The organism is Pseudomonas sp. GW821-FHT02H09 (genome assembly GCF_059421425.1).
In genome coordinates this window covers 278,153-290,982 of the sequence record NZ_JBWKVA010000005.1, presented here as the reverse complement: position 1 = coordinate 290,982, position 12,830 = coordinate 278,153, and the positions used below count along the sequence as shown (strand labels likewise).

At 59.6% G+C, this 12,830-nt stretch carries 8 protein-coding genes; 2 read left to right on the top strand and 6 right to left on the bottom strand.

The window, feature by feature from the left end; genetic code table 11:
* Positions 1–60: 60 nt before the first annotated feature.
* Positions 61–444: a type II toxin-antitoxin system PemK/MazF family toxin gene (locus AC07VR_RS09155; protein WP_495011063.1), complete on the bottom strand. Its 384-nt coding sequence runs from the start codon at positions 442–444 to the stop codon at positions 61–63.
* A gap of 454 nt (positions 445–898) precedes the next feature.
* Between AC07VR_RS09155 and AC07VR_RS09150 the strand changes: the two genes are divergently transcribed.
* Complete coding sequence (locus AC07VR_RS09150) at positions 899–1,258, top strand: DUF6124 family protein (RefSeq protein WP_495011062.1); 360 nt, start codon at positions 899–901, stop codon at positions 1,256–1,258.
* 38 nt (positions 1,259–1,296) lie between these two features.
* Here the strand turns inward: AC07VR_RS09150 and AC07VR_RS09145 are convergent, their stop codons facing one another.
* Positions 1,297–2,196: a LysR family transcriptional regulator gene (locus tag AC07VR_RS09145; protein WP_495011061.1), complete on the bottom strand. Its 900-nt coding sequence runs from the start codon at positions 2,194–2,196 to the stop codon at positions 1,297–1,299.
* 152 nt (positions 2,197–2,348) lie between these two features.
* Here AC07VR_RS09145 and AC07VR_RS09140 point away from each other — a divergent pair, with 152 nt between their 5' ends.
* The gene (locus AC07VR_RS09140) at positions 2,349–3,593 is read left to right on the top strand and encodes an MFS transporter (RefSeq protein ID WP_495011086.1); all 1,245 of its coding nucleotides are present in this window, start codon (positions 2,349–2,351) and stop codon (positions 3,591–3,593) included.
* Positions 3,594–3,661: 68 nt separating this feature from the next.
* Here AC07VR_RS09140 and hemE read toward each other — a convergent pair whose 3' ends face one another.
* The 4 genes from hemE to AC07VR_RS09120 form a co-directional block, all read right to left on the bottom strand.
* Positions 3,662–4,729 carry a uroporphyrinogen decarboxylase gene (hemE, locus tag AC07VR_RS09135; RefSeq protein ID WP_495011060.1) on the bottom strand — a complete coding sequence of 356 codons (1,068 nt, stop codon included), beginning with the start codon at positions 4,727–4,729 and terminating at the stop codon, positions 3,662–3,664.
* 231 nt (positions 4,730–4,960) lie between these two features.
* The gene (locus tag AC07VR_RS09130) at positions 4,961–6,379 is read right to left on the bottom strand and encodes an FAD-dependent oxidoreductase (RefSeq protein WP_495011059.1); all 1,419 of its coding nucleotides are present in this window, start codon (positions 6,377–6,379) and stop codon (positions 4,961–4,963) included.
* Positions 6,380–6,411: 32 nt separating this feature from the next.
* A complete protein-coding gene (gltB, locus tag AC07VR_RS09125) occupies positions 6,412–10,860 on the bottom strand; it encodes a glutamate synthase large subunit (protein WP_495011058.1) in 4,449 nt (1,482 codons plus the stop codon).
* 349 nt (positions 10,861–11,209) lie between these two features.
* On the bottom strand, positions 11,210–12,820 hold the full coding sequence (locus AC07VR_RS09120) for an AAA family ATPase (protein WP_495011057.1): 1,611 nt from the start codon (positions 12,818–12,820) through the stop codon (positions 11,210–11,212).
* Between the last annotated feature and the right edge of the window lie 10 nt (positions 12,821–12,830).

Genomic DNA, 12,830 nt, shown 5'->3' with positions numbered 1-12,830 from the left:
CCGAAACCAAGCTACCGGCAACCGGTGGCAAATCGCCCGATAGCCTCATGCATTTAGGCTTTATAGCCCCAGGGCGCTGCGAACAGCTGCTTTGATCGCGGCAAACTCCTCTACCGAAAGTTGTGAGATTTCGTAAACACGCTTTCCTTGCCGATCTCGTCGCTTGATCCGATCAAGCCTGGGAAGACTGACGGTCGCAACCATATCGCACTTCGCCCAACAAATAGGACTCCCTCCTTGAAGATGGTTTTCGAGCTCCAGATGGTGATCTAGAAAAGACTCGGGAGCCGTGGTGCTCAATGGCACAACCGTTACCAATAGCTTGTTGGTTCGGTGTTTACGTATGACGACAACTGGCCTGACCTTGACCATCTCGGGGACTTCATAGCCCCTGAAATCGCAGATGAGCACGCTGCCTTCCTTTGGTTGGTATTGAAGTGGCATCCATGGCACTCGCCGAAAAAAATCGATTCTGCGCAAATGTTGAACAAATCACTAAGGCCGATCCGTTACCTGAGATGTCCACTCCTCTGGGTGCTCTCAGGACGAGGCTTGCCCGCGATCTTTAAGGGCCAGAAAGGCAAATCTCTTTATCTTGCAGGACATTTCCTAGAGAATCTTTGCGCCTTGTGCCTACCAGATCCCGCGGCTAGTCTTCGCTCCGTCACTGCATAACAGTGATCGGGTTTAGCAGCCCACGTCCAATAGGCGCATAGCGCCCCCATACCTCATGGCAAGCGTTTTTTAACGTCCTCATGCTTATGGTGGCTGTGCGCAGGGCACCTTCGGGTGCGCCGGGTTTCCTATTGGCCGGTCTGCTAACCTGCGCACAGCCGCCACCCTCATCGTTTAGCAGCGACCAGTGACGGCTCCCATGCACCGATAGGAGCAACACCACATGGATAAAATCGTCCCCGATCCACCCGTCCCCCCGTCAATGGACAAAGCCTTCACCCGCGACCTGCTCAAGGACCGCGCCGCGCTGTACCGTGCCCTGGATTATTACCTGCCTGATGCTAATCCCGCCGCGCCCGACGAATTGCGTTTTTACAACGTCAGCAAGGATGTGAGCTTCGAAGACTCGATGCTCTACACCGCTGACTTGCTGCGCTGTGCGTCAGTCACGGCTTACGAATGCGGAGATCACCTCAAAGGCGCCGAGCGCTCCATGGTCTTCGCCGTGTGGCATCTACTGGAGATTGCCAAGGCCATGGTCGACCAGTCCATCGAGCACCTGAAACCGCGAGCCCAGCCATAACCGAAAAACGCCAGCACTGCTTTAAGCGTGCTGGCGCCTCACCCAACAGGCTCAGCCTTGCGGGTCAGCAACTCGACAAACGCTTTGGCCATCGGTGAGCTTTGATCCTTTCTCTGCACCAGCCACACCGCCGAGATCGCTTGCGGGTCGAGCAGTGGTCGATAGACCACGCCATCGATGCGCATTCGCCGGTAAGACGCTGGCAACACCGACACTCCGAGCCCCGCCGCCACCAGACCGATGATGGTCATTGCCTCGCCGGCCTCTTGAGCGAAGTGCGGGCTGAACCCGGCATCACGCGCCAGGCTGAGCAGTTGCGTATACAGCCCGCTGCCATAGCTGCGCGGGAAAAACACAAAAGGCTCAGGAGCCAGCGCCGACAGGTACAAACCCTCCTCACTGCCGACCACCAGTGGGTGCTTGGAACTGAGTACCGCCACCAAAGGCTCGCGCATCAATTCGACCACACTCAGTGAATCCGGTAGTGGCAACGGTCGCATTATGCCGACCTGAATCGACTCATCCACCAACGCATCGGCCACTTGGGTGCTGCTCATTTCCCGCAAGTTCAGATGTACCGCCGGGAAGCGCTGGCGAAAGGTGAAAATCGCCTGCGGGATGTTCGAGTTGAAGGGCGCCGACGAAGTAAATCCGATCTTCAGTTCCCCAAGCTCTCCCAACTGCGCACGTCTGGCCACGTCGGCGGCTTTGTCGACTTGTGCCAATACCAACCGCGCTTCTTCCAGAAACAGCCGCCCGGCTTCACTGAGCTCGACCCGACGATTGGTCCTCTGGAACAAGCGCGCGCCGACCTCTTGCTCCAGCGCCTGAATCTGCTGACTCAACGGCGGCTGGGAGATGCCCAACACCTGTGCGGCGCGGCCGAAATGCAGTTCTTCGGCAACGGCGATGAAGTAGCGCAGATGACGCAGTTCCATGAAAACTCCATTAGGTCGTACAACCTATCAAACAGGTCGAACAATATATTGGAAAGAATCATTAGCCAGCTATATGCTTTTTTCATTGCCTGACCGGCTGCGCCCCTCCGAGGTACCCCGTGAAAACTGCTGTCGCCCCGCTAGCCCACGAAATGCCAACTTCTGCGCCACACGATGGGGTCGCTGAACGGAGCGACATCTACATCGAAAAAGGCACGCCGATGTTCATGCGCACGGTGCTGGCGCTGTTTTCCGGCGGCTTCGCCACCTTCGCCCTGCTCTACTGCGTACAGCCGATGATGCCGCTGCTGTCCCACGAGTTTTCCATCAACGCGGCGCAGAGCAGTTTGATCCTCTCGGTCGCCACCGGGATGCTTGCCATCGGTCTGTTGATCACGGGCCCGATTTCCGACCGAATCGGCCGTAAACCGGTGATGGTCGCGGCCCTGTTCGCCGCCGCACTGTGCACAATCGCCAGCGCAATGATGCCAAGCTGGCAAGGCGTGCTGGTAATGCGCGCGCTGACCGGGTTGTCGCTGAGCGGGCTGGCCGCAGTAGCCATGACGTACCTGAGTGAAGAAATCCACCCGCAACATATTGGTCTGGCGATGGGGTTGTACATTGGTGGCAACGCGATTGGCGGGATGTGCGGACGCTTGATCACCGGCGTGTTGATCGATTTCGTCAGTTGGCACACCGCGATGCTGGTAATCGGCGGTCTGGCGCTCATTGCCGCGGCAGTGTTCTTGAAGATACTGCCAGAGTCGCGCAACTTCCACGCCCGCTCGATGCACCCACGCAGCCTGCTCGACGGCTTCACCATGCACTTTCGTGATGCCGGTTTGCCGTGGCTGTTCCTCGAAGGGTTCCTGGTAATGGGCGCCTTCGTGACGCTGTTCAACTACATCGGCTATCGCTTGCTGGCCGAGCCGTATCACATGAACCAGGCATTCGTCGGTCTGCTCTCGGTGGTGTACCTGTCGGGAATCTATAGCTCAGCCAAAGTTGGCGCACTGGCCGACAAATTCGGTCGTCGCAAAATGCTCTGGGGCACCATTGTGCTGATGCTGGTGGGGGTTGCTCTGACGATGCTGAGCCCACTGGCAGCAGTGCTGATCGGCATGCTGCTGTTCACCTTCGGCTTCTTCGGCGCGCACTCGGTGGCCAGTAGCTGGATCGGCCGCCGCGCCACCAAAGCCAAGGGCCAGGCGTCGTCGCTGTACCTGTTCAGCTACTACGCCGGCTCAAGCATTGCGGGAACCGCAGGCGGAATGTTCTGGCACTACGCCGGGTGGAACGGCATCGGTTTGTTTATCACCGGTTTACTGGTCATTGCGCTGCTGGTGGCGCTGAAGCTGGCGAAGTTGCCGGTGTTGGCCGGGAATGTGAAAGCCTGAACCGCTAAAGATCTTTGCGATACAAAAACGCCCGGCATAAGCCGGGCGTTTTTGTTTTCGATGTTTGGTTATTCGTGGTACTGCGCCGACAGCTCATGCACGGCGCGCAGGAACGCGCCAGCGTGTTCCGGGTCGACTTCCGGGGTGATGCCGTGGCCGAGGTTGAACACGTGGCCGGTACCTTTGCCGTAGCTGGCAAGGATGCGACCGACTTCGGCGCGGATGGCTTCAGGTTTGGCGTAGAGCACGGTCGGGTCCATGTTGCCTTGCAGAGCGACTTTGCTGCCGACGCGATGGCGGGCTTCGCCGATGTCGCAGGTCCAGTCCAGGCCGAGAGCGTCGGCACCGGCGTCGGCGATGCTTTCCAGCCACAGACCGCCGTTTTTGGTGAAGAGGATCACCGGTACTTTGCGGCCCTCGTGTTCGCGGATCAGACCGCTGACGATTTTGCGCATGTAGGCCAGGGAAAATTCCTGGTACGCCGCCGCCGAGAGGTTGCCGCCCCAGGTGTCGAAGATTTGTACAGCCTGGGCGCCGGCCATGATCTGACCGTTGAGGTAGGAGGTCACCGACTGCGCCAGCTTGTCCAGCAGCAAGTGCATGGCTTGCGGGTTGTCGTAGAGCATGGCCTTGGTCTTGCGGAAGTCTTTCGAGGAGCCGCCTTCGACCATGTAGGTGGCCAGTGTCCATGGACTGCCGGAGAAGCCGATCAGCGGCACGCGGCCGTTCAGTTCGCGGCGGATGGTGCTGACCGCGTCCATGACGTAGCCGAGGTCTTTGTGCGGATCAGGGATCGGCAGGGCTTCAACGTCGGCCAGGGTGCTGACGACCTTCTTGAAGCGCGGGCCTTCGCCGGCTTCGAAGTACAGGCCTTGGCCCATGGCATCGGGGATGGTCAGAATGTCGGAGAAGAGGATCGCCGCATCCAGCTGTGGATAACGGTCGAGCGGCTGCAGGGTGACTTCGCAGGCGAACTCCGGACTCATGCACAGGCTCATGAAGTCACCGGCCTTGGCACGGCTGGCACGGTATTCAGGCAGATAGCGACCGGCCTGACGCATCATCCACACAGGGGTGACGTCTACGGGTTGCTTGAGCAGGGCACGAAGGAAACGGTCGTTCTTCAGGGCAGTCATGTCGGCATCCGGAAAAAAAGTGCGGACATTTTCTCAGAGCTCGACGCAAAAGGCACGGCAAGAGCCGCGCCTTTTGTCTATCGGGTCAATTTATCGCAGGTTTCAACAGCTGATGATCGTTCCCACGCTCTGCGTGGTAACGCCTCTTGTGACGCTCTGCGTCACGCCGTCAGGGACGCGGAGCGTCCCGGGCAGCATTCCCACGCAGAGCGTGGGAACGATCGGAGTGGATCAGACGCCCAGGTAGTCCAGGATCCCTTCGGCGGCATTACGGCCTTCGAAGATCGCCGTCACCACCAGGTCAGAACCGCGAACCATATCGCCACCGGCGAAGATTTTCGGGTTGCTGGTCTGGTGCTTGTATTGGCCTTGTTCCGGGGCCACGACGCGGCCCTGGCTGTCGGTCTGGATGCTGAACTGTTCGAACCACGACGCAGGGCTTGGACGGAAACCGAACGCGATGACCACGGCATCAGCCGGGATGATCTCTTCGGAACCCGGAATCGGCTCCGGGCTGCGGCGGCCACGGGCATCCGGTGCGCCGAGACGGGTCTCGACCACCTTCACACCTTCGACCCGGTCTTCACCGACAATCGCGATCGGCTGACGGTTGTAGAGGAATTTCACGCCTTCTTCCTTGGCGTTCTTCACCTCTTTGCGCGAGCCCGGCATGTTCGCTTCGTCACGACGATAAGCGCAGGTCACCGATTTGGAGCCTTGGCGGATCGAGGTGCGGTTGCAGTCCATCGCCGTATCGCCGCCACCGAGTACCACGACCTTTTTGCCTTTCATGTCGACGAAGTCTTCCGGCGACTTTTCAAAGCCCAGGTTGCGGTTGACGTTGGCGATCAGGAAATCCAGCGCGTCGTGCACACCCGGCAGGTCTTCCCCGGCGAAGCCACCCTTCATGTAGGTGTAGGTGCCCATGCCCATGAACACAGCATCGTATTCTTCAAGCAGATGCTCGATGGAAACGTCTTTGCCGATTTCGGTATTGAGGCGGAACTCGATGCCCATGCCGGTGAAGACTTCGCGACGATTGCTCAGCACGGTCTTTTCCAGCTTGAACTCGGGGATACCGAAGGTCAGCAAGCCACCGATTTCCGGGTTCTTGTCGAACACCACCGGAGTCACACCGCCGCGTACCAGCACGTCGGCGCAACCCAGACCCGCAGGCCCGGCACCGATCACCGCAACACGTTTGCCGGTCGGTTTGACCTTGGACATGTCCGGACGCCAGCCCATGGCGAACGCGGTGTCGGTGATGTACTTCTCCACCGAACCGATGGTCACCGCGCCGAAGCCGTCATTGAGGGTGCAAGCACCCTCGCACAGACGATCCTGCGGGCACACCCGACCACAGACTTCCGGCAGGGTGTTGGTCTGGTGGGAGAGCTCGGCGGCGGCGAGGATGTTGCCCTCGGCCACCAATTTGAGCCAGTTGGGAATGAAGTTGTGCACCGGGCACTTCCATTCGCAATACGGGTTGCCACAACCCAGGCAGCGGTGGGCCTGATCGGCCGACTGCTGGGGTTTGAAGGGTTCGTAGATCTCCACGAACTCTTTCTTGCGTTGACGCAACAGTTTCTTCTTCGGATCCTTGCGCCCGACCTCGATGAACTGGAAGTCATTATTCAGACGTTCAGCCATGTTAAAACCTCATCAAACTCTTCAGGCGCATATCACTGCGGGTTGGCACGGGTGCTGGAAAGCAACGATTTCAAGCTGGCAGCCTTAGGCTTGACCAACCAGAACCGACGCAGATAGTCATCGAGGTTTTCGGCGAGGTTACGACCCCACTCGCTGTTGGTTTCCTCGACGTATTCGTTCAGCACGCGTTGCAGGTGGCTGCGATAGGCTTCCATCGCTTCGCCGCTGATCCGCTGGATTTCCACCAGTTCGTGGTTGACCCGGTCAACGAAGGTGTTGTCCTGATCCAGCACGTAGGCGAAACCGCCGGTCATGCCCGAGCCGAAGTTGTAGCCGGTCTTGCCCAGTACGCAGACGAAACCGCCGGTCATGTACTCGCAGCAGTGATCGCCAGTGCCTTCCACCACGGTGTGAGCACCGGAGTTACGCACCGCGAAACGCTCGCCCGCAGTACCGGCGGCGAACAGCTTGCCGCCAGTGGCGCCGTACAGGCAGGTGTTGCCGATAATGGCGCTGTCCTGAGTCTTGTAGGCGCTGCCGACCGGCGGAACGATGACCAGTTTGCCGCCAGTCATGCCTTTGCCGACGTAGTCGTTGGCGTCGCCTTCCAGATACATGTTCAGACCACCGGCGTTCCATACCCCGAAGCTCTGACCGGCAGTGCCTTTGAAGCGGAAGGTGATCGGTGCTTTGGCCATGCCCTGGTTGCCGTGAGCACGGGCGATTTCACCCGAGATCCGCGCGCCGATGGAACGGTCGCAGTTGCAGATATCCAGGGAGAAATCAGCACCACTCAGGTCGTTGATCGACGAAGTGGCCATCTCGACCATTTGCTCGGCCAGCAGACCTTTGTCGAATGGTGGGTTGCGCTCAACCTGGCAGAACTGTGGCTTGTCCGCCGGGATGTGATCGCTGCCCAGCAACGGGGTCAGGTCCAGATGGTTCTGCTTGGCGGTTTGACCCTCGAGGATTTCCAGCAGATCGGTACGCCCGATCAGCTCCTGGAGGGAACGCACGCCCAGCCTGGCCAGCCACTCACGGGTTTCTTCGGCGACGTAGGTGAAGAAGTTCACCACCATGTCGACAGTACCGATGTAGTGATCCTTGCGCAGTTTTTCGTTCTGAGTCGCAACGCCGGTGGCGCAGTTGTTCAGATGGCATATACGCAAGTATTTGCAACCTAGCGCGATCATTGGCGCGGTGCCGAAACCGAAGCTTTCAGCACCGAGAATCGCGGCCTTGATCACGTCGAGGCCGGTTTTCAGGCCGCCGTCGGTCTGTACCCGAACCTTGCCACGCAGGTCGTTGCCGCGCAGGGTCTGGTGGGTCTCGGCCAGGCCGAGTTCCCACGGAGCACCGGCGTATTTGATCGAGGTCAGCGGCGAAGCACCGGTGCCACCGTCATAGCCGGAGATGGTGATCAAGTCCGCGTAGGCCTTGGCCACACCGGCCGCGATGGTGCCAACGCCCGCTTCTGCTACCAGTTTCACCGAAACCAGCGCCTTCGGGTTGACTTGTTTCAAGTCGAAAATCAACTGCGACAAATCTTCGATGGAATAGATGTCGTGGTGCGGCGGTGGCGAGATCAGGGTGACGCCAGGCACTGCATAACGCAGCTTGGCAATCAGACCGTTGACCTTGCCGCCGGGCAGTTGACCGCCTTCACCGGGCTTGGCGCCCTGAGCGACCTTGATCTGCAGCACTTCGGCATTGACCAGGTATTCCGGGGTCACCCCGAAACGGCCGGTGGCCACTTGCTTGATTTTCGAGCTTTTGATGGTGCCGTAACGCGCCGGGTCTTCGCCGCCTTCACCGGAGTTGGAACGCGCACCCAGGCGGTTCATGGCTTCGGCCAGGGCTTCGTGAGCTTCCGGCGACAATGCGCCAAGGGAGATCCCGGCGGAGTCGAAACGTTTGAGAACCGATTCCAGCGGTTCGATTTCGCTGATATCCAGCGGTTGTTCAAGGGTTTTCACCTGGAACATGTCGCGGATCATCGAGATCGGACGGTTGTCCACCAGCGCGGTGTATTCCTTGAACTTGCTGTAGTCGCCCTGCTGCACGGCGGCCTGCAAGGTACTGACCACATCCGGGTTGTAGGCGTGGTATTCGCCACCGTGGACGAACTTCAGCAGACCCCCTTGCTGGATTGGCTTGCGCGGGCTCCAGGCTTCGGCGGCCAGGGCTTTCTGCTCGGCTTCAATGTCAACGAAGCGCGCACCCTTGATGCGGCTCGGTACGCCACGGAAACTCAGCTCGCAGACCTCTTCGGACAGACCGATAGCTTCGAACAGCTGCGCACCACGGTACGAAGTGATGGTCGAGATGCCCATCTTCGAGAGGATCTTGAGCAGGCCTTTGGTGATGCCTTTGCGGTAGTTCTTGAACACCTCATAGAGGTCGCCCAGCACTTCACCGGTACGGATCAGGTCGCCCAGCACTTCGTACGCCAGGAACGGATAGACCGCCGAAGCGCCGAAGCCAATCAGCACCGCGAAATGGTGCGGATCGCGCGCGGTGCCGGTCTCGACCAGAATGTTACTGTCGCAACGCAGGCCTTTTTCGGTCAGACGGTGGTGTACCGCGCCGGTGGCCAACGAAGCGTGCACCGGCAGTTTGCCCGGCGCGATGTGGCGGTCACTCAGAACGACCTGGGTGCGACCGGAGCGCACAGCTTCTTCAGCCTGGTCGGCGATATTGCGCACCGCAGCTTCAAGGCCGACGCTCTCGTCGTAGTTGAGATCGATGATCTGACGCTCGAAGCCCGGGCGATCGAGATTCATCAACGAACGCCATTTGGCCGGGGAAATGACCGGCGAGCTGAGAATCACACGCGAGGCATGCTCCGGCGACTCCTGGAAGATGTTGCGCTCGGCACCGAGGCAGATCTCCAGCGACATGACGATGGCTTCGCGCAGCGGGTCGATCGGCGGGTTGGTGACCTGCGCGAACTGCTGACGGAAATAGTCGTACGGCGTGCGCACACGCTGGGACAGCACTGCCATCGGCGTGTCATCGCCCATGGAGCCGACCGCTTCATAGCCTTGCTCACCCAGCGGACGCAGCACCTGGTCACGCTCTTCGAAGGTGACCTGGTACATCTTCATGTACTGCTTGAGCTGGTCGACGTCGTAGAACGCCGAACCGTGGTCGTCGTCTTCCATGGTCGCCTGGATGCGCAGGGCATTCTTGCGCAGCCATTGCTTGTACGGATGACGCGACTTCAGGCGGTTGTCGATGGCGTCGGTATCGAGGATCTGGCCGGTCTCGGTATCCACCGCGAAGATTTGCCCAGGACCCACACGGCCCTTGGCGATCACGTCTTCAGGCTGGTAGTTCCAGACACCGATTTCCGAGGCCAGGGTAATGAAGCCGTTTTTCGTGGTAACCCAGCGCGCCGGGCGCAGGCCATTACGGTCGAGCAGGCAGACCGCATAGCGGCCATCGGTCATGACCACGCCGGCCGGGCCGTCCCACGGTTCCATGTGCATGGAGTTGTATTCGTAGAACGCGCGCAGATCGGCGTCCATGGTCTCGACGTTCTGCCACGCAGGCGGAATGATCATCCGCACACCACGGAACAGGTCGATGCCGCCGGTGACCATCAGCTCGAGCATGTTGTCCATGCTCGAGGAGTCGGAACCGACACGGTTGACCAGCGGGCCGAGCTCTTCCAGATCAGGAATCAGATCGTTGGCGAACTTGGTGCGACGGGCCTGTGCCCAGTTGCGGTTACCGGTGATGGTGTTGATCTCGCCGTTGTGCGCCAGGAAGCGGAACGGTTGAGCCAGCGGCCATTTCGGCAGGGTGTTGGTGGAGAAGCGCTGGTGGAACACGCAGATCGCGGTTTGCAGGCGCTGGTCACTGAGGTCCGGATAGAAGGCGGTCAGATCCGCCGGCATCATCAGGCCTTTGTAGATAATCGTCTTGTGGGAAAAGCTGCAGACGTAGTGGTCGGTATCCGCCGCGTTGCTCACCGACGAACGACGACGGGAGCTGAACAGCTTGATGGCGAACTCTTGATCGCTCAGGCCTTCACCACCTACGAACACTTGCTCGATTTGCGGCAAGCGCTCCAGAGCCAGACGGCCGAGGACGCTGGTGTCGATTGGCACTTTACGCCAGCCGACGAGCTGCAGGCCGGCGGCCAGGATCTCGCGGTTCATGTTCTCGCGAGCGGCTTGCGCTTTTACCGGGTCCTGATTGAAGAACACCATGCCCACGGCGTATTGCTTGGGCATTTCAATACCGAACGTTTCCTGGGCGATGGCGCGCAGGAACACGTCGGGTTTTTGCATCAGCAGACCGCAACCGTCACCGGTCTTGCCGTCCGCGTTGATCCCACCGCGGTGGGTCATGCAGGTCAGGGCCTCAATGGCCGTTTGCAACAGGGTATGACTGGGTTCGCCCTGCATATGGGCTATCAGGCCGAAACCACAGTTATCCTTGAATTCATCTGGTTGGTACAGACCTGCTTTCATAGACACTTTCTCACCAGGCTGCCTCTTATCGAGGCAAATTTCTTTTCAATTCAACCGCTTACCATCCACGCTGAACGTACGCCAGCTTTGCGGGGGCAAAAGGGAGGTCATTGTACACACCGACACAGGGGCTCACAAATTCGACGACGAAATGTCGCAAATCTATGTCGCATATGTGAAAGGTTTAAAGCGATATGCTGTGCTAGTCAAAACATTTTTAATGCTGACCGCAACGACTCAAAGACTACTATGACGCAGACACCACAAGGCACGCGGCCTGGAGGGCAGCATGCGCCTGCGGAAATTTTGAGGTGCCGGGAGAGGCGGCCTGGGTAAGGCCGCCGAATCTTCAGCGGGTTGTTGCCAGTTCCTGTTGGACGCTGGCGACAGTGCGAGGCCAAGGTTTACCAGCCTGAACCTTCGCTGGCAAGACCTTGATGGCGGCAACGGCTGCATCGCGGTTAGCGAAGTTACCGTAGGTGATCACGTAAAGCGGTTTGCCTTGCAGGGTTTTCTTGAAATAGCGGTACTCGCCGCCCTGCTCTTTGACGAAGTTTTGCGCAGTGGCTTCGGAGCTGGTGCCGAGGATCTGCACCACGAAGTTGCCTGGTGCCTGGCCGGCGTACCAACTACCGCCAGTAGCCGCTTTAGCCACGGCAACCGGTTTCTCGACAGGTTTCTCAACAGGCTTGATGACCGGCGCGGGCTTGACCACCGGAGCCGGTGCAGGCTTGGCGACTGGAGCGGGCTTGGCGACAGCCACCTGAGTCGGTGCTGGAGCTGGAGTTGGAGCTGGACGTGCAGCCGGGGTTGGCGCCGGGCCGGCCGATACGCCTGCCGGAGGCGCTGTTGTGGTCACGGTAGGTGGCGTTGCGCTCGAACCTTTGACCGGTACGCCGTCGTTGCCTTCGGTGATGCCGCCAGCGGCTTCAGCCAAAGGACCACGCATGACCGGTTGCGCCTGCCCAACCAGCGGCAGAGGCATCGGCTGCGAAGACCCTGCGAACTCGACAGCCGGGCTGCCGCTGCTGTTCGGTTTTGGCGTCGCCTGCCCCAATGGCAGTTGAGCCTGTTCAGTGGCTGGAACAGCGGTAGCCGGTGCCTTGTTACGGCCCGGCATCAACCAGGCTGCTGCTACCGCCACCACGACGACGGCAGATATCGCCAATACGTGTTTCTTCGGCATATTGAACCCCATACTTGGACGCTTGACCGCAGAGCGGCTGGCAATCATGGCTTCGATCATTGCATCGCGAGCGACCTGGTTGATGGTGCCAGGCCAGCCATCGGAGCTTTCATGAATATCAGAGATCTGATCCGCGGAGAAAAGTTCGATTCCCCGACCGGCCCCTTCCAGACGCTGAGCCAGATATTCGCGGGTTTCTTCTTCGGCGTAGGGTTGCAACTCGATGACGTGGAAGCGCTCTTCCTCGGTGCTCAACTGCTCCAGAGCTGCGATCAGCGAAGACTCGCCGAACAGGAACACATGCGGGCGACCTTCGGGAGCACCCGCGGCCAGCGCAAGCAGCGCCTCGAGCGCGGACTCGTCGAGTTGCTCGGCATCATCCACCAGCAAATAGACTTCCTGGCCGGTCAGCGCGAGTTGCACCACCTGCGCCAGAATCGAGCCGATTTCAGCCTGGGCAACGTTCAGCGCCTGAGCCACCTGCCGCAGTACACCTGCTGCATCGCCGGCGCCACGGGCAGAAACCACCACGCTTTGCACCGACTGCTTGTTGGTACTGGCTACCAGCGCCTGCCGCAGTAAGGTCTTACCGCTGCCTTGCGGCCCGGTCACGACCAGCAGCAGCTGGCTGTAACGAGCCAGGTGGTGCAATTGCCCCAACACCGGTTTGCGCTGGGCAGGAAAGAATTTGAAGCCAGGCACCCGTGGAGCAAAAGGGTCATGACTCAACTGGTAATGGCCGAGGAAAGCCTCGTCGGCATGCAAACTAGTCATCGGGATCTTA